Consider the following 24,362-nt stretch of genomic DNA (forward strand, 5'->3'; position numbering starts at 1 on the left):
AATACCAGGCTGGCAACCGTTACCTCACTCCCCCGGCACCCTCACCCACCCCTCCATCAACACCCGCGCACTCCGGCTCATAATCGCTTTGGTGACCGTCCACTCCCCGCCTTCCTCGCGAGCCTCGGCGCCCACCCGCAGCGTCCCCGACGGATGGCCGAATCGCACCGCCTCGCGCGCCCCACCACCAGCGGCGAGATTCACCAAGGTCCCTGAAATCGCAGCAGCCGTACCAATCGCAACCGCGGCCGTCCCCATCATCGCGTGATGCAGCTTGCCCATCGACATCGCTCGCACCAGCAGATCGACGTCACTCGCGGTAACACGCTTGCCGCTGGAAGCCACGTATTCCGCAGGCTTGGCGACAAACGCAACCTTCGGCGTATGCTGTCGCGTCGCGATCTCATCAATGTTCTTGATCAGGCCCATACGCACTGCACCGTGCGCACGAATGGTTTCGAACATCGCGAGCGCCTTCTCGTCGCTATTGATAGCGTCCTGTAGTTCGGTACCCTTATAACCGATCGCTTCGGCATCCACGAAAATGGTCGGGATACCGGCATTGATCATCGTGGCCTTCAGCGTACCGACACCCGGCACTTCGAGGTCATCGACAAGATTCCCCGTCGGGAACATCGCGCCGCCCGCGCCGTCTTCTTCAGCAGCCGGGTCCATAAACTCGAGCTGAACTTCAGCCGCCGGAAAGGTCACGCCATCGAGTTCAAAGTCGCCGGTTTCCTGCACGGCGCCATCGGTAATAGGCACATGTCCGATGATCGTCTTACCGATATTCGCCTGCCAGATGCGCACAATGGCCACACCGTTCCGCGGAATCCGGCTCGCATCGACGAGACCCGCGCTAATCGCAAATGGTCCCACCGCAGCAGAAAGATTCCCGCAATTGCCGCTCCAATCGACAAACGCCTTGTCGATGGAAACCTGCCCGAACAGATAGTCCACGTCATGATCCGGCTTGCTGCTCTTCGCGATGATGACCGTCTTGCTCGTGCTGGAAGTCGCGCCGCCCATACCGTCGATCTGCTTGCCATACGGGTCCGGGCTGCCGATCACACGCATCAGCAGTGCATCGCGCGCGGCACCTGGCACTTGAGCCGCCCCCGGCAAATCCTGCAGCCGAAAGAACACGCCTTTGCTGGTGCCGCCGCGCATGTACGTCGCCGGAATCTTGATCTGAGGTTTGTGAGCCATGAAAGTAGTGTCCTGATGAGAGAAGCTCAAAAGCCTTAAGCAGCAGCCTTCGTCGATTCAAGAAAGTCCTGCGCGAAGCGTTGCAACACGCCGCCGGCTTCGTAGATCGACACCTCTTCCGCCGTGTCCAGGCGGCACGTCACCGGCACTTCGACGCGCTCACCGCTCTTACGATTAATCACGAGCGTGAGGTCGGCACGCGGTTTGCGTTCGCCGATCACGTCGAAGGTTTCGGTGCCGTCGATTGCGAGCGTGAGGCGGTTCACACCAGGCTTGAATTCCAGCGGCAACACGCCCATGCCCACCAGATTCGTACGGTGGATCCGCTCGAATCCTTCCGCAACAATCGCTTCCGCGCCCGCAAGACGCACGCCCTTCGCCGCCCAGTCACGCGACGAACCCTGGCCGTAATCGGCCCCGGCAATCACGATCAGCGGCTGCTTGCGCTCCATGTAGGTTTCGATCGCTTCCCACATGCGCGTCACCTTGCCCTCCGGCTCGATACGCGCCAACGAACCCGCCTTCACCTTGCCGTCTTCCAGCACCATCTCGTTCTTCAACGTCGGATTCGCGAAAGTGGCACGCTGCGCGGTCAGGTGATCGCCACGGTGGGTTGCGTACGAATTGAAGTCCTCTTCCGGCAAGCCCATCTTGGCGAGGTACTCGCCGGACGCGCTGTCCGCCAGAATCGCATTCGACGGCGACAGGTGATCGGTCGTGATGTTGTCGCCCAGCACAGCCAGCGGACGCATGCCCGTCAGCGTGCGCTCACCGGCAAGCGCACCTTCCCAATACGGCGGACGGCGGATATACGTGCTCATCGGACGCCAGTCGTACAGCGGATCAGCCTTCTCACCGGTATCGACAGAGACCGCGAACATCGGCTCATACACTTTGCGGAACTGCTCCGGCTTCACGCTCGAAGCAACGATCGCGTCGACTTCTTCATCCGACGGCCAGATGTCCTTCAGCTTGATCTCGTTGCCGTTTGCGTCGACGCCAAGCATATCCTTCTCGATGTCGAAACGGATCGTGCCCGCAATCGCGTAGGCCACCACCAGCGGCGGCGAAGCGAGGAAAGCCTGCTTCGCATACGGATGGATACGGCCGTCGAAGTTACGGTTACCGGACAACACCGCCGTCGCATACAGATCGCGATCGACGATTTCCTTCTGGATCACCGGATCCAACGCACCCGACATGCCGTTGCACGACGTGCACGCATAGGCGACCACGCCGAAGCCCAGTTGCTCCAGTTCCGGCAACAGACCCGCCTCTTCCAGATACAGCGTGACCGCCTTCGATCCCGGCGCGAGCGAGGTCTTCGCCCACGGCTTGCGCGTCAATCCGCGTTGATTGGCATTACGCGCCAGCAGACCGGCGGCGATCATGTTGCGCGGATTGTTGGTGTTCGTGCAGCTCGTGATCGCAGCGATGATCACCGCGCCGTCCGGCATCAGGCCCGGCTCGTTCTCCACCTTGCCGCTGATACCACGCGCGGCCAGCTCGGAAACCGGCAAACGACGATGCGGGTTCGACGGCCCCGCCAGCGTGCGCACCACGCTAGACAGATCGAACGTCAACACGCGCTCATACTCAGCGTGCTTCAGCGTATCGCCCCACAGACCGGTTTCCTTCGCATGGGTCTCGACCAGCCTGACGAGTTCATCGTCGCGACCAGTGAGCTTGAGGTACTTGATGGTCTGCTCGTCGATGTAGAACATCGCCGCCGTGGCGCCGAATTCAGGCGCCATGTTGGCGATGGTCGCGCGATCGCCGAGCGTCAGGTTGGCCGTGCCTGCACCGTAGAACTCGAGGTACGCGCCGACCACTTTCTCTTTGCGCAGGAATTCGGTCAGCGAGAGCACGATGTCGGTCGCCGTGATGCCCTCAGCAGGTTTGCCCGTCAGTTCAACACCGACGATATCCGGCAGCCGCATATAAGACGCGCGGCCCAGCATCACGCTTTCCGCTTCGAGACCGCCCACTCCGATCGCGATCACGCCGAGCGCATCCACCATCGGCGTATGCGAGTCAGTGCCGACCAGCGTATCGGGGAAGGCCACGCCGTCTTTCACCTGCACCACCGGGCTCATCCGCTCGAGGTTGATCTGATGCAGGATGCCGTTGCCCGGCGGAATCACGTCGACATTCTTGAACGCGCGCTTGGTCCAGTTGATGAAATCAAAGCGGTCTTCATTGCGACGATCTTCAATCGCGCGGTTCTTCGCGAACGCATCCGGATCGAAACCGCCGCACTCGACGGCAAGCGAGTGGTCCACTACGAGCTGTGTCGGCACAACCGGGTTGACCATCGCGGGATCGCCGCCTTGCGCCGCGATCGCGTCGCGTAAACCGGCGAGGTCGACCAAAGCGGTCTGGCCGAGAATGTCATGACACACCACGCGCGCCGGGAACCACGGAAAATCCAGCTCGCGCTTGCGTTCGATAATCTGCTTGAGCGACGCCGTCAGCGTCACCGGATCGCAGCGGCGCACGAGGTTTTCGGCCAGCACGCGCGAGGTGTACGGCAGCTTGTCATAGGCGCCGGGCTGGATTGCATCGACGGCGGCACGCGTGTCGAAGAAATCCAGTTGGGTACCGGGAAGGCGTTTGCGGTTGGCAGTATTCATGGCGTAGGGGACAAAACAATAATGATCCGGGGACGATGGCGGCAGCCGTGCTTCACAATCCGCTGCCCCTCTTTCAGACGGCGCAACGCTGGCGCATCAATCCGACAGTCTGTGTAGTTTATAGCTTGCGATGGCGCGCCGGCTTGCAGTGTGTTTCGTTGATGCGCCGCACAACGTAAGGCACCAGGCACTACAACAAGCACCGCACGACGCTCCGCAAAAAAACAGCCTTGGCTCGGGGGTTCCAGCGAGCCAAGGCCAAACTTCATCACGCCGCTCTCACGAGACGCAATGGAGGAGAAACGCTTGCGGCTTTGCGCTTACGCCCTTAGACGCGTTTGGCCAGCGGCACGAACGGCAGATCGTCGGGACCGGTGTAATTCGCACTCGGACGAATGATCTTGTTGTCGATCCGCTGCTCGATGATATGCGCGCTCCAGCCTGCCGTACGGGCGATCACGAACAACGGCGTGAACATCGCCGTCGGCACGCCCATCATGTGGTACGAAACCGCGCTGAACCAGTCGAGATTCGGGAACATCTTCTTCGCTTCCCACATCACCGACTCCAGGCGCTCGGCGATGTTGAAGAGCTTGTTGTTGCCGGCTTCTTTCGAGAGTTTCTTCGCGATTTCCTTGATGACCTTGTTACGCGGGTCGGAGATCGTGTACACCGGGTGACCGAAACCGATCACCACTTCCTTGTTCTCGACGCGCTTGCGGATATCGGCTTCGGCCTCGTCCGGTGTCTGATAGCGCGACTGGATCTCGAACGCGACTTCGTTCGCGCCGCCGTGTTTCGGGCCGCGCAGCGCGCCGATTGCACCGGTAATCGCCGAGTAGATATCCGAGCCCGTGCCCGCGATCACGCGGCCGGTGAAGGTCGACGCGTTGAATTCATGCTCGGCATACAGGTTCAGCGACACATGCATTGCGTCGACCCACGCCTTCGACGGTTCCACACCGTGCAGCAGATGCAGGAAGTGGCCGCCGATCGAATCATCATCGGTTTCGACTTCGATGCGCTTGCCGTTGTGCGAGTAGTGGTACCAGTACAGCAGCATCGAGCCGAGCGAGGCCATCAGCTTGTCGGCGATGTCGCGTGCGCCCGGCAGGTTGTGATCGTCTTTCTCGGGCAGCACGGTGCCGAGCACCGACACGCCGGTGCGCATCACATCCATCGGGTGCGCGGCGGCCGGAATCCATTCCAGCGCGGCTTTGACGTTCGCGGGCAAACCGCGCAGCGCCTTGAGCTTCACCTTGTAGGCAGTCAGTTCGGCCTGCGTCGGCAGCTTTTCGTGGACCAGCAGATAAGCGATCTCTTCGAATTCGCATGCACCGGCGATGTCGAGAATGTCGTAGCCGCGGTAGTGCAAGTCATTGCCGGTCTTGCCGACCGTGCAAAGCGCCGTATTGCCAGCCGTCACGCCGGACAGGGCGACGGATTTCTTCGGTTTGAAGGCGCCTGCGTTCGGCGTGCTGTTATCGGCTTCACTCATAATTTCGTCTCCAACTGCGGGGTTGCGTTCGTGCGGCAATCAGCGCGCCGAGCTTGTCTTGCGGGGTTTCGATGCGGGAACCGGTGAAAACGAAGGCTATAACGCAAAGAATGGGCCATGCGGGACGCACACCGCTAAGTGCCTGATTTAACAAAAAATCATGCGTTGACCACATCACCAGCCTATTTCACAAATGAAATCATAAATTTCAAATTCGAAAACGACAGGTGCATAATAGGCGAACTTTCCAGACTTCCCGCTTCCCTCCAGACAACGAGCCCCCGCCGTGAGCACGCCTCCCTTCGACCCCGCGCAGCGCCCTCGCATCTGGGCCGTCAGCATCAGCCGTCTGCGTGATCTGTTCTTCGACATTGCCGGCGAGTACGTCGAACGCGCCGATCTGCGCATCGTCTCGCATGGCTTCGAAGACGCCGTGCACGAGATCGACGCGGTCGGTGCCGGGCGTCCGGATGTCGTGATTGCCGGCGGCTCCAACGGCGCGTATCTGAAAACGCGTGTCAGCGTACCGGTCGTGCTGATCGGCCCAACCGGCTTCGACGTGATGCACGCGCTCGCGCGAGCGCGGCGCGACGGCGCCAGGGTCGCGCTCGTCACGCACGGCGACACGCCGGACGAAGTGCGGCGCTTCATCGCCGCGTACGGCATCGACGTGACATTTGCGTCGTATCAATCGGCGCAGGATGCGGAGAGTGTCGTTCTCGATCTGCGCGATCGCGGCATCCAGGCTGTGGTCGGCCCCGGGCTCATTGCTGATCTCGCGGCGAACGCCGGCATGGGTGCAGTGTTTCTGTACTCACGCGCATCGGTACGCGCCGCGTTCGATACCGCACTCGAAGTCGCACAGGCCACTCGCCGCGAAACAGTTCGGCGTCAACGGCTCGACAATCTGCTGCAGCATCTGCGCGACGGCGTCGTCGCCCTCGATGCGCAAGGGCGTGTCGAAGCGATGAACCAGCGCCTCGCCAGCGTGCTCGGCATCGACGCGGCACAGGCCGTGGGCCGCGCGCTACTCGATCTCGCACCGGATCTCGCCGGCAGCTTGCCGGACGCGGACGGCGACACGTTCTGCACGGTCCGTGGCGCGAGCTACGTCGTGCATCGAGGGCCACTGGCGAGCAGCAGCTCGGCGGCCGGCACCGTGCTGACGTTTCAGGAATCGCGCGCGGTCGAACGGCTCGACCGCACCTTGCGCTCGCGGCAGCGCGTGCAGCAGTTCAGCGCGCGTTATCAGCTTGGCGATATCGTCGGTGTATCCGATTCGATCGAACGGGTCCGCACACTCGTGCAGCGTTACGCGAAATCGGACGCCACCGTGCTGATTCTCGGCGAAAGCGGCACCGGCAAGGAGATGGTCGCGCAGAGCATGCATCAGTTGAGCGCGCGGCGCGACTTCGCCTTCGTCGCTATCAATTGCGGCGCGTTTCCGGAAGCGTTACTCGAGAGCGAGTTGTTCGGTTATGAGGAAGGGGCGTTCACCGGTGCACGCAAAGGCGGCAAGGCGGGGCTGATCGAAGTCGCGCACCGAGGTACCTTGTTTCTCGATGAAATCGCCGAAATGCCGCTCTCGTTGCAGAGCCGGCTATTGCGCGTGCTGCAGGAACGTGAAGTCGTGCGGCTCGGCTCGACTGAGCCGACGCGCGTGGACATACGGGTCGTGGCGGCGACACATCGTGCGTTGACTGAGGGTATCGAGTCCGGCAGTTTTCGCGCCGATCTTTACTACCGGCTCAACATTCTGAGCATCGCACTGCCGCCGCTACGCGAGCGGCCAACCGATCTGCTGCCGCTCGCGGTCGAACTGCTGCTGCAGGCGACATTGCGTGAGCCGAGACTGGCGGCCCGCTTGCCCGATGCGGATGCGGCGAAGCGCGTCCTCGCCAGTCTCAGCGAGCCGTTTAAGCGTTACACGTGGCCGGGCAACGTGCGTGAACTACAGAACGTAATCGAGCGGATTGCGGTTGAACTGGCAGACGCGGATATGGGCACGGGTACGGATTCAAACAGCGCAACAGAAACCGTCTTCACGCGCGAGGTTCTGCGCACGGTCGCGCCTGAAATCTTCGATCAACCCCACGCGCGCACGAAGAAAGCCGCGCTAACGTTACGCGAGCGCAGCCGTCACGTGGAAGCGGACGAGATCCGCGCCGCCCTCGCCGCCTGCGACGGCGATCGCGATGCGGTTTGCGAGGCGCTCGGCATCAGCAAGACGACGTTATGGCGGAAGCTGAACGCGGCGCAGTAGCCTGAGCCACGGCGCCATGCTTCACCGCATTCTTCGCCGCGTTCGCACCGGCGCGAGCGATGAACATGCTGGGCGTCATCCCGCAGCATCGTTTGAAATGCCGGCCAAAGTGGCTTTGATCGAAGAATCCCACTTCCGTGGCCACAACCGATCCCGGCACACCTTCGAGCAACAGAGTCTGCGCCCGCTGAATCCGCAGCCCGCACAGATAGCGATAGGGCGACGAACCATACTGCTGACGGAACACCGTTGCGAAGCGCGACACACTGAGCGCGGACAGCGCGGCGAGTTGCGCGAGCGTCACCGGCTCGTCGAAATGAGCTTCGATAAATGCCCGGGCGGCGTTGAGGCTGATGGACTGTTTCATGACGTCGCGATAGTCGAGCGGGGCGCGGCTTGCTTCGCGAACCGGGTGACGGAAAACACGTCGAGGGGAATGTCCGTACGACCTGTATCGACGAGCTCGGCCAGCGTCTCGCCGACACCCGGACCGATCTGGAAACCCGAGCCGCAGAAGCCAAACGCGTAGTAAAGACCATCCACTTTGCTGCTCGGACCGATCACAGGTTCACCGTCGGGCAGATAACTTTCCACGCCGCTCCACACGCGAATCACATGGAGCGGCGCCATCGCGGGCACGAGCCGCCGCAATTGCGCAACTTGCCCCACGGTATTGCGCGGCAGGACCGATGCGCGGCACGTCACGGCATCCGCCGGCCCAGCGGGACCGCCGCCGACAATGATATTGCCGCGCGGAATCTGGCGGAAATAGATGCTCTCTTCCTTGATCGATGTGAACACCCCCATCGACGACTTGAACACATACGGCACCGGCTCGGTCACGGCCATCTGCGGTCCGCTCGCGACCAGCGGAACGGGTTCGCCGAACTGTTCGGTAAGACGGCTCGCCCAGGCTCCCGCGCAGATCACGAGTTGCGCGGCCCAATACACTTCGCCGCCTGCGCTCTCCACGCGAAACCGCTCACCTTCTTTTTCGACACGCACGATCTCGGTGTTCTCGATCACCTGAGCACCGAGCCGCGCGGCCGCGCGACCAAACGCAGGTGCAGCGAGGCGCGGATTGGCGTGGCCATCGAGTGGCGAAATCGATACCGCCAGCACCTCGCGCCCGAGAAACGGAAAGCGTTCGAACACGGCGTCGCCGTGCAGCACGTTGAGGTCGAGACCATAAGCGCGAGCGTCGATCGCATACTGATCGAAATTTTCCACGTCTTTCTGGTGGTAGCACACGCGCGTGTGGCCCGACGCCAGAAACTCGATGTCTTCGCCGAGCAGTGCCGTTGAGCGTTGCCACGTGCGCAGCGCGCGGTTCGCCATCGCCAGTTGCGGCAGCGCGCGACCTTGCCTCCGGATGCCGCCGAAATTCACGCCGCTTGCCTGTTGCCCCGTGAGTCCTCGTTCGAGCAGGATCACCGAACGCTTGCGTTGACGCAGGAAGAAGGCGGTTGTCGTCCCCATGATGCCGCCGCCGATCACGATCACATCGGCTTCGTTTGTCGTCGTTGCGCTCATTCGCTCACCTCTTCGGCAAGCGCTACAGGCAGCGGTTTAACTGGCGCCTGACCTCGCAACCGTCCCACTGAAGACAGCGGCACACAAGCCGCTGCCGCGATAATCTCGGCGCCTGCGTGTCCGCAATAGCGTCCCTGGCAGCGCCCCATGCCGACGCGTGAAAACGCCTTCGCACGATTGGCTTCCTGCGCGCCGGTTGCCTGCACCACGCGGCGAAGTTCGCCCGCTGTGATCGCTTCACAGCGGCAGACGATCGTTTCGTCCGGCAAGGACGCAGCAAATTTCGCCGGCCACGGAAAGGCTTCGCGTAATCCCGCGGCGAAGCGCGTGAAACGCGCGAGTTCGGCGCGCAACTGCTCGATGCCGCCAGCTTGCATGCCGAGATCGCGCAACGCCGCCAAAGCCGCGAGACGCCCCGAACGCTCGGCTGCGTCCGCACCGCGCACTCTTGCGCCATCGCCCGCCAGGTAGACGCCCTTGATGCTGCTGCGGCCGTCCTCGTCGATTTGCGGAAGCCACTGCTGCGTGTTGTCGTCGAACAGGAAACGGCACCCTGCGAGGTCCGCAAGCTGCGTCTCGGAACGCAGGTGATAGCCGAGCGCGACGGCATCGCATGCCAGCGCCAGGCGTTCGCCGCCCGGCAACGCAACCACAACGCCGCTCACACCCTCTTGCGGCGAGCCTTGAATCTCCAATGGCTGCACGCCGCGATGTACCAGCACGCGCGCCTTTGCCAGCACACGCGTCAATGCAATCCCCTTTTTGAGCGCGGCGGGAATCGCCAGCAAACGCGGCAGCGCAGCCACACGTTGCCAGAACGTCGACGTATCGAGCACGGCGGCCACCTGTGCGCCCGCCTTCACGTATTGCGCGGCGACGAGATACAGCAGCGGCCCGCTGCCCATCATCACGATGCGCGAACCGATCACGCAGCCCTGCGATTTCAGCGCGACCTGCGCGCCGCCGAGGCTATACGTGCCCGCCTGGTGCCAGCCCTTGACCGGCATCAGCCGGTCCGTCGCGCCGCTGCAAACAATCAGGGAATCGAAGCTTAGCGCCTGGTAGCGCGTGCCGCTTGCCAGATGCACGGTGTTCGGCAAGATATTCCAGACCAGCGTCTCCGGCAGATAGTCGATCTTGCCCTTCAGCGCATCGAAGCTTTCATGCAACGAAGCAGCGCGTTCAGCTTCGGTGCCGTACAACGTCTCGTAGCTGCGCGAAAACCCTTCCGGTTGCCGCCGATAGATCTGCCCACCGTCACGCCGTCCTTCATCGACGACCGTTGGCCGCAGCCCCGCCTCGACCAGCGCCTGCGCGGCGCGCACGCCCGCCGGTCCGGTACCGATGATCACTACACGCGGGGCCATACACCCTCCGCAGATTCGGCCAGCCTGGTCACGATCGACATGCCCGGCGCCGCAGGCGTACTGCACGCCCGCATGCGTTCGCCTTGCGCCGTCCAGACCCAGCAATCCTGGCACGCGCCCATCAAACAGAAACCGGCGCGGCGGCCATCGCCGAATTCAGAATCGCGCAACGTGCTCACGCCGGTCAGCAAGGCGACCATCAGCGTGTCGCCCTCCGCGGCTTCGCGCACGACGCCGTCCACAGTAATCGGAAATGTCTTGCGGCCTGTTTCCGCGAGCCGCACAAATCGTCCGTTCATACCGGGCTCGCCTCCTCAGTCTGCAAGCGATTCAACTCGGCCGCCGGATGATGGCAAAGAATCTCCGCGCCTGAAGGCAGTTTCTTCAGGGACGGCGGCGTCATATTGCAGGTCCCGTCGATGCGCACCGGGCAGCGCGCGCGAAACGCGCACAACTCGGGAATATTCGCGCTCTCCCCCATCGCCGGCAACGTGGCACAACCGATCTCGCGGCGCGCATCGAGCCAGCCCGGTTTCAAGGCGGGCACCGAATCCACCAGCAATTCTGTGTACGGGTGATACGGCGGCGCCGCAAGCACGTCACGTTGCCCGGCTTCCACGCGATGCCCCGCATACAGCACGATCACTTCGTCGCAGATCGCCCGCACGGTCGAGATGTCGTGGCTGATAAACATGTACGACACGCCGAGTTCACGGCGCAATTCGGCCAGCAGGTCGAGGATCGCCGCGCCGACGACCGTATCGAGGGCGGAAGTCACTTCGTCGCAAAGGATCAACGCAGGATCGGCCGCAAGCGCGCGCGCCAGATTCACACGCTGCTTCTGGCCACCTGACAGTCCGGCTGGCGTGCGCGTAGCAATCGAAGCCGGCAGCTTCACCAGATCGAGCAGTTCGAGCATGCGTTTCTTCGCAGCCGAGCCACTTAGATGGTGATAGAACGCGAGCGGACGGCCCAGAATATCGGCGATCGAATGACTCGGGTTCAGTGCCGTATCGGCGTTCTGAAACACGATCTGGATCTGGCGATACTGCTCCGGCGTGCGGCGCGACAGTTGTGCGGGCAACGGCTTGCCGTCGAACAACACTTCGCCGCCCGCGCGGTCGACAAGACCGGCCACCACACGCGCGAGCGTCGTCTTGCCAGAACCGGATTCGCCGATCACGCCGAGCGTGCTGCCGCGCGGAATCGACAAACTGACATCGTCGAGCACGCGCACCGCGGGATTGCCGAAGCGATCGACACGCCCGTAACCCGCTGACAGTCCGCGAATTTCGAGCAGCGGAGGGATGTGCTTGCCGAGATTCTGCGGCGTCTCCAGCTCCGCTTCCGGACGCCGCGTAGCGGCAAGCAGTTGACGCGTATAAGCATCCACCGGCGCATCGAGCACTTGCGCGACCACGCCGTTTTCTTTCACCGCGCCGCCATTCAGCACGACGATGCGGTCCGCCATCTGAGCGACCACAGCCAGATCGTGCGACACGTACACCGCCGTTGTGCCGAGTTCGCGAATCACTTTCTTGAAGGCCGCGAGCACTTCGATTTGCGTGGTGACATCGAGCGCGGTGGTCGGTTCGTCGAACACCACTACTGCCGGATCGGTGATCAACGCCATCGCGGCCATCAAGCGCTGCAACTGGCCGCCGGACACCTGGTGCGGATAGCGCTCGCCGATCGTCTCCGGCGCGGGCAGCGCCAACGCACGGAACAGGTCGATTGCTTTCGCGCGCGCCGCGTCTTTCGTCATCAAGTGATGCAGCAATGCCGGCTCGGTTACCTGATCCATGATCGTGCGCGCCGGGTTGAACCCTGCCGACGCACTCTGCGCGACATACGCCACGGTCCGTGCCCGCAATGCGCGGCGGCCCTTTGCATCGAGCGACAGCACATCCACTTCGCCGACGCGCACCGAGCCGCTGCTGATCGAACACCCTGCCCGCGCATAACCGAGCAAGGACAACGCGATCGTCGTCTTGCCCGATCCGGACTCGCCGATCAGCGCCAGCACCTCGCCCTTCTTCACCGAAAAATCGACGCCCTTGACGATCTCCGTCACCGGCCCCGGCGCCGCACCGGCGACAACCCGCAGGCCCTTCACTTCAATCATGTCCCGATCAGCCATCATGCACCTCCATGGCTACGGCCACGACGCCGCAAGTTGTCGATCAGCAGATTCATGCCGATGGTCAGTGTCGCAATCGCAACGGCAGGCATCAGAACGGCAGGCGCGCCCTCGGACAAACCGCCGATGTTCTCGCGCACGAGCGAACCCCAATCCGCATTCGGTGGCTGTACGCCAAGGCCGAGGAAACTCAGCCCGCTTAGCAGCAGCACGATAAACACGAAGCGCAAACCAAAATCGGCGAGCATCGGATGAATCATGTTCGGCAGTACTTCGACGCGTGCGATATAGAAGATGCCCTCGCCGCGCGCTCTCGCCACTTGCACGTACTCCAGCCCCATCAGGTTCACCGCGAGCGAGCGCGAAATACGGAATGCGCCGGGGATATAGGCCAAAGCGGCAACCGTCGTCAACATCGGGATCGACGAACCGAACGCAGCGATCACAACAAGCGCGAGCACCTTGCTCGGAATCGAAATCAACGCGTCGAACAGACGGCTCAGTATTTCATCGACCCAGCGCCCGGACACCGCGGCGAGCAAACCGAAGAACGTGCCGATCAAACTGGCGAGCACGGCAGCAGCCAGCGCGAGGCCCATCGTATAGCGCGCGCCGTAGAGAATCCGGCTCAACATATCGCGGCCGAGATAGTCGGTGCCGAGCGGATACGCCGCGCTATAGCGGCCGAAAATCTCCGTCGACGTCAGCGTTCCGCCTTTATACGGTGCAACCAGCGGACCGATGAACGCGACGATCAGCCAGAAGGTCACCAGCATGAGGCCGATCAGGCCGAGCACGGAGAAGCGGTGCACCAGCCGTTTCAACACGCCCTGCTTAGGCGTTGCCGTGTCGACAACCGGCGTCTCGATAGCGGGCTCATCGAGGCCCAGGTCGTAGAGCTCGGTGCCGGCATGGGGAACATGAGGAACGTGGGGATTGGTAGGTTGGCTCATCATCGACGCAGCCTCGGATTGGATACGATTTGACACAGGTCGGCGATCAGCACCAACGCGAGATACGCCGCGCAGAACACCATCACGCAGCCTTGCACGAGCGGCATGTCACGGTTGGTGACGGCATCCACCATCAGGCTTGCGAGACCGGGATAGTTGAAGATCGATTCCACGATCACCACGCCGCCGAACAGATACGACAGGCTCAACGCCACCGCGTTCGCAATCGGGCCGATGGTGTTGGGCAACACATGCCGCAACACCACGCGCGCAGGCGACGCGCCCTTGAGCACCGCCATTTCGACGTACGACGAATTGAGCTGATCGAGCACCGCGGCCCGCGTCATGCGCGCCATCTGCGCGACGATCACGCAGCACAGCGTCATCACCGGCATCGCGTAGATGCGCAGCAGCGCGCCGAACGAATGGACCTCCGAGAGATACGAGAGCGCGGGCAACCAGCGCAGCTTGACGGCGAAAATCAGCACGGCGATGGTGGCGATCAGAAACTCCGGCACGGCCACCGTCGACAACGTCAGCACGTTGAGCGTGCGATCGAGCAGCGAACCACGGAACATCGCCGACGAAATACCGATCAGCAAGGCCACAGGCACCGAGACCAGCGCCGTCAGACCGGCCAATACCAGCGAATTCGGCAGGCGCGTGGCGATCAACTCGCTGACTGGCAGATTGTTCGACAGCGACGTGCCAAAGTTGCCGCTGACAATATGAAAAAGCCACTCGAAGTAGCGTTGCAGCGCCGGCTGGTCGAGCCCGAACTGATGCCGCAATGCCGCGACGGCTTCCGGCGTTGCCGCCTGCCCGAGCGCCTGTTGAGCGGCATCGCCGGGAAGCAACCCGGTGATGGCAAACACGACCGCCGAGACCAGCAGCAGCGTAAGCAGCGCGAGGCCAAGGCGCGCGGCGATGAGTCGTTGCGCGTGTGCTTTCATCGAGAATCGCCTCCGTTGCGGTTGAAGCTGCGCGCCGCTGATGAGGCGGCGCGTGTATTGCAAAGCGTGCCCTGAGTCCGGCTCAGGTTTCGAGCCAGACGTTTTCCGCGAACATGAAACCCATCAGACCAGCCAGCGGAATCGAGCCGAGGCCCTTGAGTTTCGTCGTGTAGGCATCGAGCGAACTCTGGAACAGCGGAATGCCGACGCCGCCGGTTTCATGCACCAGCACCTGCATGTCGCCGTAAATCTTCTTGCGCTTCACATCGTCCGGTTCGCCGCGTGCTGCAAGCAGCATCTGGTCGAACTTCGGGCTCTTCCAGTTCGCTTCGTTCCACGGTGCGTCCGACTTGAAGAACTGGGTGAAGATCACGTCGGCGCTCGGACGCGCGTTGACGTTGCCGAAACCCAGCGGATGCTTCATCCAGTGGTTCGACCAGTAGCCGTCGGACGGCACGCGCGACACCTGCAGATTCAGACCGGCTTGCGGCGCGACCTGCTGCAGGAACATCGCCATTTCAACCGAGCCTTCCGCTGCCGGCGACGCGAAAATCTGGATCGGCGCGCTGCCGACCTTCGCCTTCTGGAAATGGAACTTCGCCTTGTCCGGATCGAAGGCGCGCTGCGGCAAACCGGCCAGGTAGTACTTGTTGGTCGGATCGATAGGCTGGTCGTTGCCGATCGCGCCGTAACCCTGGAAGATCGCGCGACGCATCTGCTCGCGGTCCTGCAGGTACATCATGCCTCGCCGAAAATCGTCGTTGCCGGTAATGCCGCCTTCGTCGCGAACCACCAGATCGGTGTACAGACCCGTCTTCGTCTCCAGCACGGAGAAACCGCCTGCACCCTTGATCTGCGTGGTCGAACGCGGGCTCACCGCGTTGATCAGTTGCACGTCGCCCGAGAGCAGGGCGTTCACGCGCGCCGATTCGTCGCCGATACCGATCAGTTCGACTTCGTCCAGATGCGGCAGGCCCGGCTTCCAGTAATTCGTGTTCTTCACCCCGACTGTACGCACGCCGGGCGAGAATTCCTTGACCTTGAACGGGCCCGTGCCGACCGCCGTTTTGAAGTCCTTGGTGCCGTCCTTGATGATCTGGAAATGCGAGGTGGCGAGAATCACCGGCAGATCGGCGTTCGGGCCTTCGAGCGTGATCGTCACTTCGTTCGGACCGGTCGCCTTCACGTCCTTGATCTGATCAGCCAGAGTCTTCGCTTTCGACGCTGTCGCCGGATCCTTATGGCGCATGATCGAGTACACGACGTCTGCCGGCGCGAGCGCCTTGCCGTCGTGGAACTGCACGCCGGGGCGCAGCTTCGCGACCCACACCGTTGCATCCGTCGTTTCCAGCGAGGTGGCGAGCGCCATCTTCGCGCCGAGATGCGAATCGAGTTCGGTCAGGCAGTTGTAGAACATGAAGCCGCGGACATAGTCCGTGCCGAGCGCGCCCTTTGCCGGATCGAGCGTGTCGGCGGCCGATGCGGACTGCGTCGCCACCCGGATCTTGCCGCCCTGCTTCGGCTTCGCTTGCGCAAATGCCTCGCCGCTCGCGGTCAGAAGACCCGCGCCCGTCACCGACATCATCCCGGCCGCGGCCATCGCGCGCAGGACGCCGCGCCGCGACGCGCCTTTTGACGTCAAGCGTTCCAACTCGGTGCCGAGTTGAAGAGCGTCATATTGTGAGGTTTCCTTATTCATCGAACTTCTCCGCGAGGGTGACAGGGATAGCAGCGTGGTTTTTAATGGCAAATGCAACAGTGAAGAATCAATAGAAAATGTCTTTGATGCGGTAGTAAGTCCCCACCAGCGGCAGGAACCAGGGTTTGCCGGTGTGGCCTGGAATCGCGGGCCACTCCGACTCGCGCCACGGATTACGCTCTTCGTGGCCGTCCATCACGTCGGCCATCACCTGGCCCATGTGCGTCGACATCTGCGTGCCGTGGCCGCTGTAACCCAGCGAGAAGTAAATCCCGTCGTGCTGCCCGGCATGCGGCAGGCGATCAGCGGTCATGTCCACGAGGCCGCCCCAGCAGTAGTCGATGCGCGCGTTGGCCAGCATCGGGAACATCGCCGCGAGGCCTTGCTGCAGAATCCTGCCGCTCTTCGCATCCGACGGCCGCTCGGACGCCGTAAAACGCGCGCGGCCACCGAACAGCAAACGTGAATCAGGCGTCACGCGGAAGTAGTTATGCATCAGCCGCGTGGTGGTGTACGCGCGCCGGTTCGGAAACACCTGAGCCAACAGTTCCGGCGCAAGCGGTTCCGTCACGACGATGAACGAACCGACCGGCGCAAGCCGACGCCGGTACCAGCCGAACGGACCATGCCGCGACGGGCCAGTAGCGATCAGCACCTGTTTCGCGCGTACTTCGCCGCGTGCGGTGGTGACCTTGAAGCCGGCGCCGTCCTTCGCGATCGCGGTGACCGCCGCGTTTTCATACAGCTTCGCGCCGCGACGAACCGCGGCATCCGCGAGTCCGACCGTGAACTTGCCCATATGCATCTGGCCGCCGTGCCGTTGCAGCAACCCGCCGTAAAAACTGTCCGACTGGATTTCGCTGCGAATCCGCTCACGGCCGATTAATTCGATATCCGTATCGACTTCGCGCCGGATCAATTCCGCCGTCTTCTCCAGATGCGCGAGGTGATGCGGTTTGGACGCCAGCTTCAGCTTGCCGGTCGCGCTGTAATTGCAATCGATGTTTTCCTCGCGAATCAGACGCTCGACCGTATCGACCGCATCCGAAAACGCGCGGTAGCAGGCACTGGCCCGCTCCACACCGAGTTGCGCGACCAGCGCGACGAAGTCCTGCGCGACGCCGGTATTGACCTGCCCGCCGTTGCGCCCGGACGCGCCGCCGCCGATTCTCCCGGCGTCGAGCACCGTCACCGAGGCGCCGCGCTTGCCCAACGCCTGCGCCGCCGAGAGCCCGGTGAAGCCACCGCCGATCACGACAACATCGGCCTGGCCCTCAACCGGACCTTCACACGCCGAAACGAGCGGCGGTGCGGTGTCGAGCCAATAGGAATCGAGCTTCATCCGGTCTGTCCTTGAGATGGGCAATGAGCGAGGCGGTGAATGTGCAAACGACGCTTACAGGCCGAGTTCCGCAGCCAGATGCGGAATGTCGTCGACTTCGTAGTACTGGTAGTACGGCGTCGACGGTTCGTGGCCGCGCTTGACGAAGGCCTTGTGCTTGACACCCATGTCGTGCACGGTCATCAGGTCGTAGCGCAGGCTCGACGACACGTGCAGCACGTCTTCCGGATTGCAGTTCAGCTGGTCGAACATGTATTCGAAGCCTTGCATGCGCGGCTTGTACGACTGCGCCTGCTCGGCGGTGAAGACTGCGTGGAACGGTGCGCCGAGCTTGTCGACGTTGCTCTGGATCTGGTCGTTCGACGCGTTCGAGAGAATCACCAGCTTGTACTTCTTCGCCAGACGCGAGAGGCCTTCCGGCACATCCGGATGCGGACCCCAGGTCGGCACCGCCGTGTAGATCTTCTCGGCTTCCACTTCATTGAACTCGACATTCATGCGCTTGCAGGCGCGGCGCAACGCGTTCACAACCACGTCGCGATACGGCTTCCATGCACCGAGCACTTCGTCACGACGATAGCCCGAGTAAAGCGTGACGAGCTTCTCCAGGTCTTCGGCGTTCAGTACGTGACCGAACATTTCGCGGGTCATGTCGGCCATACGAAATTTCGTGAGCGTGCCGTAGCAGTCGAAGGTGATGTATTTCGGTTCAAATTCGATCATGGTGCAGTCCTATCGTTGTGGTGAACTCGCTGTGAGCTCAGTGGCGAGAACAGGGAAAGCTCATTCCTGTTAAAGATTTAATCAGCGCAAAAACATAGATGTTCCTGATTAGGGCGTTGCTGATGACACAAACCATGCGTTTTGAGGCCGTTGCGCAGCACAGTCTGCGGTGGACGGGCTGGAAGCCCCGTCCGTATTGGTTTTGCGGGATTCGGCGCCGGCCGGTTCGTGGTGCGGGCCGATGAAAGCCGAACCCGTGGAACCGCGTACGGGTTTCCGCTTACGAGTCCTTGCTGACATCAGGGCCGCAGGTCGATCAACACACTCTTGAAGCGCAGGTTTGCCTCGTAAGCCTGGCGGCCGAGGTCCTTGCCGATGCCTGAACGCTTGTAGCCGCCGGTGGGGATCATGAAATCGGAGGTGCGGCCGTAACGGTTGACCCAGACCGTCCCCGCTTCGAGGCCGCGCACGAAGCGCAGCGCCCGGCCGAGGTCGGCGGTGTGCACCCCGGCAGCGAGGCCGTACTCGGGATGCTGGGCGAGTGCGAGCGCTTCTTCTTCGGTGTCGAAGGTTTGCAGTGTCAGCACAGGGCCGAACACTTCTTCGCGCACGGCCTCGGAGTGGGCCGTGACGTCCGTAAGCAAGGTCGGTGTATAGAACGCGCCATTCGCGCCACCCGCCGCCCCACCGTCAGCGCGCACACCGCCAAAGCGCAGCGTCGCGCCCGCCTCCAGCGTGCGCCCGACGATCCCTTCGATGCGCGCTGCCTGCGGCGCGGAGATGATCGGCGACAACGTCGTGCCCGCAGCCCATGTCGCGCCGGGTTTCAACTCAGCGAAGACCTTGCCGATGCGCTCGGCGAGCGGCTCCGCCAGGCTTCGCTCGACCAGCAGGCGCGAGCCGGCCACGCACACCTGGCCGGCATTGCCGGTAATAGCGCCGGCAATCCGCCGCGCCACGTCGTCGAGACGCGGGGCGTCGGCGAATACGATTTGCGGACTCTTGCCGCCCAGTTCGAGCGTGACCGGCTTCGTGCCGCTATTAGCACAGGCCGCCATGATCGCAGCGCCAGTACGCGTGGAGCCGGTGAAAGTAACCTTGCTAATCTTCGGATGACGCACCAGTTCATCGCCAGTGACACGGCCATCGCCCTGAATCACGTTGAAAATGCCGGCCGGCACACCCGCCTGCACAGCCAGCTCGGCGAGCCGCAACACCGAGAACGGTGTCATCTCCGAGGGCTTCAGCACGACGGCGTTACCCGCCGCGAGAGCAGGTGCGATCTTCCAGGACGCCATCACCAGCGGGAAATTCCATGGCGCAATCGCCCCGATCACGCCGTACGGTTCGGCGATGGTCATGCCGAGGTGGTCATGATCGGTCGCGGCCACGTCGCCACCCACCTTGTCGGCGAACTCGGCGTAGAAGCGGATGCCCTCGGCGGTGAACGGCACGTCCCAGCCCACTGCCTGGGCAATTGGACGCGTCGAACCGAGCGACTCCAGACGGCCCAGAAACGGCGCGTCGGCTTCGACCAGCCCGGCGAAGCGGCGCAGGATCTTCGCGCGCTCGCGCGGCGCCATGCGCGCCCAGCCGCTTGTTCTGAAGGCTTGCCACGCGTTCTCCACCGCACGGTCCACCATCCCGGCGCCGGCAACCGGCACTGAGGCATAGATCACGCCGTCCGAGGGGCGCGCCACCTCGATGCGGCGCTCATCCCCGCGCTCGTCCTCGTCGACATACTCACCGCCGATAAAATGTCCGCTGCGAATCGCGACGTCGTCCGGATTGAAGCTGTCCATGAGAATGGTTTCCTGTGTGACTGCTGTGTGTTCCACGCGGTGCGTCTCGAGCGCGCCGCCGCCATGGCAAAATCGTAGAGCCGCAGGCGCGGCATATATCGCCGACAAAAATCCCCGCGCAGCAGAACGCGCCTGTAATGAGCGATCAAACGGGGGGTTTTGCATCGATTTGCGATGCGGCCCTCTCGAGCGGCCCGGATAAAAAGATCGTCCTAGTCACACCGCGCACCGAATGACAAAGTGACGGCGTAAGCCTTCAGCCATCCAGGGAGTACGGCGTGTCCGATCCGATTACCTACAGACCCTTTACCCACGAGGACATCCCCGCCGCGCATGCGCTAACGGTCGAGCTCAAATGGCCGCATCGCCCGGACGACTGGAGATTCGTGGTGCAACTCGGCGTGGGTTTCGTCGCGGAAGATGCGAGCGGCGTGATCGGCACGGCCTTGTGCTGGAAATATGGCGCCGACCGGGCTTCGCTCGGGATGGTGATCGTGTCCCCCGAGCAGCAAGGGCGCGGCATCGGCAGAAAGCTGATGAATCTCGTACTGGAAGAACTCGGCGGGCGGGTCACGCTGCTGCACGCCACCCCTGCAGGTCAGCCTTTGTATGAAAAGCTCGGCTTTCGCGCGATCGGCACGCTCGACCAGCATCAGGGCGCCGCATTTCAGCCGCCCCTCGTTTCATTACCGCAAGGGGAGCGCCTGCGCCCGCTCGGTTCAAGCGATACGGCACGGCTGGTCGAACTGGCGTCGCGTGCAAGCGGCCTGGATCGCGGAGAAGTCTTGCCCGCACTATTGAGCGCCGCCGACGGCATCGCCCTCGATCGCGACGGTGAACTGGTCGGCTTTGCTCTGTTTCGCCGCTTCGGACGGGGCTTTGCGATCGGACCGGTGGTCGCACCCGAGTCGGAAGATTCGAGCCGCGCGAAGGCATTGATCAGCCACTGGCTCGCGCTGAACGAAGGCGTATTCGTGCGCATCGATACGCCGGGCGAGAGCGGGCTGACCGAATGGCTGGAGCAGTTGGGGCTGCCGCGGGTGGATACGGTCGTCAAAATGGTTCGACACGCCACGCCGGCTGATCTTGCCGGCGCAGGCAAAGACGCGCCCTATCTGCAATACGGCATCATCAACCAGGCAATCTGCTGACCCACCATGGCCTTCCTTTATAAAGCCGACCCGGCGCGTGGCGCGCAATGGGCCAAACTCTTCGCGCAGAAAGCACCGAATCTGCCGTTCCACGTCTGGCCCGATCTCGGCGACCCGGCCGCGATCCGCTATCTCGCCGCCTGGCAACCGCCGGAGGATCCCACTCGCACCTTCCCGAACCTCGAGATCGTGTTCTCGGTCGGCGCGGGCATCGACCAGTTTGACCTGTCAGGCGTACCTGCACATATACCGGTGGTGCGGATGATCGAGCCGGGCATTATTGAAGGGATGGTCGAGTACGTCACGCAAGCCGTGCTGACGATTCATCGCGATCTGATCGACTATGGCCATCAGCAACAACAGCAGATCTGGCGTGAACTGCCCGCCAAGCCGGCCAGTGCTCGCCGCATTGGCGTGCTGGGGCTCGGTGTGCTGGGCACGGCGGTGCTGGAAAAGCTGCGGCTGTTCGGCTTTGCCTGCGCGGGTTGGAGCCGTTCGCCTCGCGAGATCGAAGGCGTCGATTGCTATGCAGGCGAAGACGCGCTAGATGCGTTTCTCGCCCGCACCGACATTCTGATCTGCCTGTTGCCGCTCACACCCGCCACACGCGGCCTGCTCAATGCCGAATTGTTCGCGAAGCTGCCGCGCGGCGCGTCGCTGATTCAAACGGGGCGCGGCCCGCATCTGAATCAGCCCGATCTGCTGGCAGCGCTGGATAGCGGCCAGTTGCACAACGCCATTCTCGACGTCACCGATCCCGAGCCGCTGTCCGCCGGTCATCCGTTGTGGACGCATCCACGTGTGCGTATCACGCCCCATATCGCCAGCGCGACGCGACCCGAGACCGCCGTCGACGTGGTGCTCGAGAATCTGCGCCGCCATCGCGACGGCCTGCCGATGCTCGGCCAGGTTGACCGGACTCAGGGATACTGAATCCGGGACACTAAGCGCTGTGCCGCGGCGTCGAATGAAACGCCCTGCGGCCGCGGCTTTTCAGCGTCCGCAGCAGAAAATGCTGAGGCCGCATGTCAAAACGCGTCGGACACGCTTTTCAGGCAATTGTTTAGGTGAGCAGGCAATCGCCCTGGGTCAGTAGTATGGAACGGTCAACAGCCCTTTCCCGCGACGAGAACCCATCATGCCGATTCATTCGCTCATTGAAGCCGACCGCAAGCATCTGATTCACCCGGTTATCAGCTACCGCGCGCACGAAGCCCGCGGCGTCACCGTCCTCGAGTCAGCCAGCGGCGCGTTCCTGCGCGACGCGGCCGGCAACGAACTACTCGACGCCTTCTCCGGCCTGTGGTGCGTCAACGTCGGCTACGGCCAGCAAAGCATTGTCGACGTCGCCACGGAGCAGATGAAGAAACTGCCCTACGCGACCAGCTATTTCCATTTCGGCTCGGCCCCGGCGATCGAACTGGCGCAAAAGCTGGTGGAGGTGTCGCCCGCTTCGCTGCAGCACGTGTACTTCACGCTCGGCGGGTCCGACGCAGTCGATTCGGCTATCCGGTTCATCACGCACTACTTCAACGCAACCGGCCGGCCGTCGAAGAAGCACATCATCGCGCTGCAACGCGGCTACCACGGCTCGTCGACGATGGGCGCGGGGCTGACCGCGTTGCCCGCGTTTCACCGGAATTTCGATCTGCCGCTGCCGAACCAGCATCATTTGCCGTCGCCGTACGCGTACCGCAACGATTTCGCCGACGACGCCGCGTTGATCGCCGCCTCGGTAGCCTCGCTCGAAGCCAAGGTGGCCGAACTCGGCGCGGACAACGTCGCCGCCTTCTTCTGCGAACCGATTCAGGGTTCGGGCGGCGTGATCGTGCCGCCGGTCGGCTGGTTGAAAGCGATGCGCGAAAGCTGCCGTAAGCTCGGCATTCTGTTCGTCGCCGACGAAGTCATCACCGGTTTTGGCCGCACGGGTCCGCTGTTCGCGTGCCAGGGCGAAAACGTCGAACCGGATCTGATGACGGTGGCCAAGGGTTTGACCTCCGGCTATGCGCCGATGGGCGCCGTGCTGATGTCTGACGAAATCTATCAAGGTATCGCCGATGGCGACGCCGAAGCGATTGTCGGCCACGGCCATACGTATTCGGCGCACCCGGTCAGCGCGGCGATTGGCCTCGAAGTGCTGCGCCTCTATCACGAAGGCGGCCTGCTCGCGAATGGCGTGGCACGTGGTCCGCGTTTCGCCCGCGGCCTCGACGCGCTGCTCGCGCATCCGCTGGTGGGCGACTCGCGCCATCGTGGCCTGCTCGGTGCACTCGAACTGGTATCGGACAAGGACAGCAAGGCAGGCTTCGATCCGGCGCTGAAACTGTCCGATCGGATCGCCGCGGCGGCGTATGAAAATCGCCTGATTTTCCGCGCGTTCGGCGACAATATTCTCGGTTTTGCGCCGGCGTTGTCGTACATCGAGGCCGAGTTCGATCTGCTGTTCGAGCGCCTTGAAAAAACCCTCGACGACGTTCTCGCGCAGGCCGATGTCCGGGCCGCGCTGAAGGTCAAAATTCATGCCACTGCGTGCTAGAGTAGAGGGCCCTTCGAGACCCTTTCACCCATCGCCGGAGCGATAACGTTACGATGAGCAGCGACAGCAAGCTGGACCGGATTGACCTGCGCATACTTTCCCAGTTGCAGAAGAAAGGCCGCATAACCAACGTCGAGCTTGCCGACGCGGTCGGCCTTTCCCCCAGTCCTTGCCTGATCCGGGTCAAGCGTCTGGAGAAGGCCGGCTACATCATCGGGTACGGCGCGCAGATCCAGTTGGAAAAGCTCGGCGACGTGCAGATCGTATTTACCGAAGTCACGCTCGCCGATCATCGGCGGGAAGACTTCATCAAGTTCGTGAATGCGATCAAAGACGTCGACGAAATCGTGGAGTGCCATCTGGCGAGCGGCGGCTACGATTACCTGCTGAAGTTTGTCACGCGCAGCGTGAGCCACTATCAGAGCATCATCGAGGGTCTGCTGGAACGCGATATCGGCATCGAGAAGTACTTCAGCTACGTGATCATCAAGTCGCCGTTCGTGAAGAGCCACTATCCGCTCGAAACGCTGTTCTCGCAGAACCACAACTAGTCCAGCAGC

General features: G+C 62.7%; 19 protein-coding genes. 5 read left to right on the top strand and 14 right to left on the bottom strand.

Annotation, left to right across the window (positions count from 1 at the left end; genetic code table 11):
* Nucleotides 1–24: 24 nt before the first annotated feature.
* The 3 genes from prpF to prpC all read right to left on the bottom strand — a co-directional run bounded on the left by prpF (nucleotide 25) and on the right by prpC (nucleotide 5,340).
* Nucleotides 25–1,209, bottom strand: a complete 1,185-nt coding sequence (prpF, locus tag R8871_RS11195; protein ID WP_175050497.1) for a 2-methylaconitate cis-trans isomerase PrpF — start codon at nucleotides 1,207–1,209, stop codon at nucleotides 25–27.
* A gap of 35 nt (nucleotides 1,210–1,244) precedes the next feature.
* Entirely contained in the window at nucleotides 1,245–3,842 is a 2,598-nt protein-coding gene (gene acnD / locus R8871_RS11200; protein ID WP_175050498.1) for a Fe/S-dependent 2-methylisocitrate dehydratase AcnD, read from the bottom strand.
* 328 nt (nucleotides 3,843–4,170) lie between these two features.
* Nucleotides 4,171–5,340 (bottom strand): bifunctional 2-methylcitrate synthase/citrate synthase, encoded by a 1,170-nt coding sequence (gene prpC, locus R8871_RS11205; RefSeq protein WP_175050499.1) that lies wholly within the window; start codon nucleotides 5,338–5,340, stop codon nucleotides 4,171–4,173.
* Nucleotides 5,341–5,626: 286 nt separating this feature from the next.
* Between prpC and prpR the strand changes: the two genes are divergently transcribed.
* Entirely contained in the window at nucleotides 5,627–7,603 is a 1,977-nt protein-coding gene (gene prpR / locus R8871_RS11210) for a propionate catabolism operon regulatory protein PrpR (protein WP_175050500.1), read from the top strand.
* On the opposite strand, the gene R8871_RS11215 is transcribed toward prpR, so the two are convergent.
* From R8871_RS11215 to R8871_RS11265, 11 genes are all read right to left on the bottom strand, one after another.
* Entirely contained in the window at nucleotides 7,560–7,970 is a 411-nt protein-coding gene (locus R8871_RS11215; RefSeq protein WP_175050501.1) for a helix-turn-helix domain-containing protein, read from the bottom strand. The two genes, prpR and R8871_RS11215, sit on opposite strands and share 44 nt — an antisense overlap.
* Nucleotides 7,967–9,136, bottom strand: coding sequence for an NAD(P)/FAD-dependent oxidoreductase (locus R8871_RS11220; protein ID WP_175050502.1), 1,170 nt, complete (start codon nucleotides 9,134–9,136; stop codon nucleotides 7,967–7,969). The genes R8871_RS11215 and R8871_RS11220 overlap by 4 nt, the downstream gene beginning before the upstream one ends.
* A complete protein-coding gene (locus R8871_RS11225; protein WP_175050503.1) occupies nucleotides 9,133–10,503 on the bottom strand; it encodes an FAD/NAD(P)-dependent oxidoreductase in 1,371 nt (456 codons plus the stop codon). Before R8871_RS11225 ends, R8871_RS11220 begins: the two co-directional genes overlap by 4 nt.
* Nucleotides 10,488–10,802: a (2Fe-2S)-binding protein gene (locus R8871_RS11230; protein WP_175050504.1), complete on the bottom strand. Its 315-nt coding sequence runs from the start codon at nucleotides 10,800–10,802 to the stop codon at nucleotides 10,488–10,490. The genes R8871_RS11225 and R8871_RS11230 overlap by 16 nt, the downstream gene beginning before the upstream one ends.
* The gene (locus tag R8871_RS11235) at nucleotides 10,799–12,643 is read right to left on the bottom strand and encodes an ABC transporter ATP-binding protein (protein WP_175050720.1); all 1,845 of its coding nucleotides are present in this window, start codon (nucleotides 12,641–12,643) and stop codon (nucleotides 10,799–10,801) included. Before R8871_RS11235 ends, R8871_RS11230 begins: the two co-directional genes overlap by 4 nt.
* Nucleotides 12,643–13,599 (bottom strand): ABC transporter permease, encoded by a 957-nt coding sequence (locus tag R8871_RS11240; RefSeq protein ID WP_175050505.1) that lies wholly within the window; start codon nucleotides 13,597–13,599, stop codon nucleotides 12,643–12,645. The genes R8871_RS11235 and R8871_RS11240 overlap by 1 nt, the downstream gene beginning before the upstream one ends.
* Nucleotides 13,596–14,549: an ABC transporter permease gene (locus R8871_RS11245; RefSeq protein WP_093641177.1), complete on the bottom strand. Its 954-nt coding sequence runs from the start codon at nucleotides 14,547–14,549 to the stop codon at nucleotides 13,596–13,598. Before R8871_RS11245 ends, R8871_RS11240 begins: the two co-directional genes overlap by 4 nt.
* A gap of 82 nt (nucleotides 14,550–14,631) precedes the next feature.
* A complete protein-coding gene (locus R8871_RS11250) occupies nucleotides 14,632–16,248 on the bottom strand; it encodes an ABC transporter substrate-binding protein (protein ID WP_175050506.1) in 1,617 nt (538 codons plus the stop codon).
* 67 nt (nucleotides 16,249–16,315) lie between these two features.
* Complete coding sequence (locus R8871_RS11255; RefSeq protein ID WP_175050507.1) at nucleotides 16,316–17,590, bottom strand: NAD(P)/FAD-dependent oxidoreductase; 1,275 nt, start codon at nucleotides 17,588–17,590, stop codon at nucleotides 16,316–16,318.
* Nucleotides 17,591–17,644: 54 nt separating this feature from the next.
* Entirely contained in the window at nucleotides 17,645–18,313 is a 669-nt protein-coding gene (locus R8871_RS11260) for a haloacid dehalogenase type II (RefSeq protein WP_175050508.1), read from the bottom strand.
* Nucleotides 18,314–18,612: 299 nt separating this feature from the next.
* Entirely contained in the window at nucleotides 18,613–20,115 is a 1,503-nt protein-coding gene (locus R8871_RS11265) for an aldehyde dehydrogenase family protein (RefSeq protein WP_175050509.1), read from the bottom strand.
* A 278-nt stretch (nucleotides 20,116–20,393) separates the two neighbouring features.
* Between R8871_RS11265 and R8871_RS11270 the strand changes: the two genes are divergently transcribed.
* From R8871_RS11270 to R8871_RS11285, 4 genes are all read left to right on the top strand, one after another.
* Entirely contained in the window at nucleotides 20,394–21,266 is an 873-nt protein-coding gene (locus R8871_RS11270; protein ID WP_175050510.1) for a GNAT family N-acetyltransferase, read from the top strand.
* Between the two features lie 6 nt (nucleotides 21,267–21,272).
* A complete protein-coding gene (locus tag R8871_RS11275; protein WP_175050511.1) occupies nucleotides 21,273–22,199 on the top strand; it encodes a 2-hydroxyacid dehydrogenase in 927 nt (308 codons plus the stop codon).
* Between the two features lie 205 nt (nucleotides 22,200–22,404).
* Nucleotides 22,405–23,802, top strand: coding sequence for an aspartate aminotransferase family protein (locus R8871_RS11280; RefSeq protein ID WP_175050512.1), 1,398 nt, complete (start codon nucleotides 22,405–22,407; stop codon nucleotides 23,800–23,802).
* A 53-nt stretch (nucleotides 23,803–23,855) separates the two neighbouring features.
* Nucleotides 23,856–24,353, top strand: a complete 498-nt coding sequence (locus R8871_RS11285) for an Lrp/AsnC family transcriptional regulator (RefSeq protein ID WP_054039304.1) — start codon at nucleotides 23,856–23,858, stop codon at nucleotides 24,351–24,353.
* The last annotated feature ends 9 nt before the right edge of the window (nucleotides 24,354–24,362 follow it).

It is taken from the genome of Paraburkholderia sediminicola (assembly GCF_902859805.1).
Lineage (GTDB): Bacteria > Pseudomonadota > Gammaproteobacteria > Burkholderiales > Burkholderiaceae > Paraburkholderia > Paraburkholderia sediminicola.

Coding starts and splice junctions, on each gene's coding strand:
- prpF (WP_175050497.1), bottom strand. CDS start 1,209: ATGGCTCACAAACCTCAGATCAAGATTCCGGCGACGTACATGCGCGGC.
- acnD (WP_175050498.1), bottom strand. CDS start 3,842: ATGAATACTGCCAACCGCAAACGCCTTCCCGGTACCCAACTGGATTTC.
- prpC (WP_175050499.1), bottom strand. CDS start 5,340: ATGAGTGAAGCCGATAACAGCACGCCGAACGCAGGCGCCTTCAAACCG.
- R8871_RS11215 (WP_175050501.1), bottom strand. CDS start 7,970: ATGAAACAGTCCATCAGCCTCAACGCCGCCCGGGCATTTATCGAAGCT.
- R8871_RS11220 (WP_175050502.1), bottom strand. CDS start 9,136: ATGAGCGCAACGACGACAAACGAAGCCGATGTGATCGTGATCGGCGGC.
- R8871_RS11225 (WP_175050503.1), bottom strand. CDS start 10,503: ATGGCCCCGCGTGTAGTGATCATCGGTACCGGACCGGCGGGCGTGCGC.
- R8871_RS11230 (WP_175050504.1), bottom strand. CDS start 10,802: ATGAACGGACGATTTGTGCGGCTCGCGGAAACAGGCCGCAAGACATTT.
- R8871_RS11235 (WP_175050720.1), bottom strand. CDS start 12,643: ATGGCTGATCGGGACATGATTGAAGTGAAGGGCCTGCGGGTTGTCGCC.
- R8871_RS11240 (WP_175050505.1), bottom strand. CDS start 13,599: ATGATGAGCCAACCTACCAATCCCCACGTTCCTCATGTTCCCCATGCC.
- R8871_RS11245 (WP_093641177.1), bottom strand. CDS start 14,549: ATGAAAGCACACGCGCAACGACTCATCGCCGCGCGCCTTGGCCTCGCG.
- R8871_RS11250 (WP_175050506.1), bottom strand. CDS start 16,248: ATGAATAAGGAAACCTCACAATATGACGCTCTTCAACTCGGCACCGAG.
- R8871_RS11255 (WP_175050507.1), bottom strand. CDS start 17,590: ATGAAGCTCGATTCCTATTGGCTCGACACCGCACCGCCGCTCGTTTCG.
- R8871_RS11260 (WP_175050508.1), bottom strand. CDS start 18,313: ATGATCGAATTTGAACCGAAATACATCACCTTCGACTGCTACGGCACG.
- R8871_RS11265 (WP_175050509.1), bottom strand. CDS start 20,115: ATGGACAGCTTCAATCCGGACGACGTCGCGATTCGCAGCGGACATTTT.
- R8871_RS11275 (WP_175050511.1), top strand. CDS start 21,273: ATGGCCTTCCTTTATAAAGCCGACCCGGCGCGTGGCGCGCAATGGGCC.
- R8871_RS11280 (WP_175050512.1), top strand. CDS start 22,405: ATGCCGATTCATTCGCTCATTGAAGCCGACCGCAAGCATCTGATTCAC.
- R8871_RS11285 (WP_054039304.1), top strand. CDS start 23,856: ATGAGCAGCGACAGCAAGCTGGACCGGATTGACCTGCGCATACTTTCC.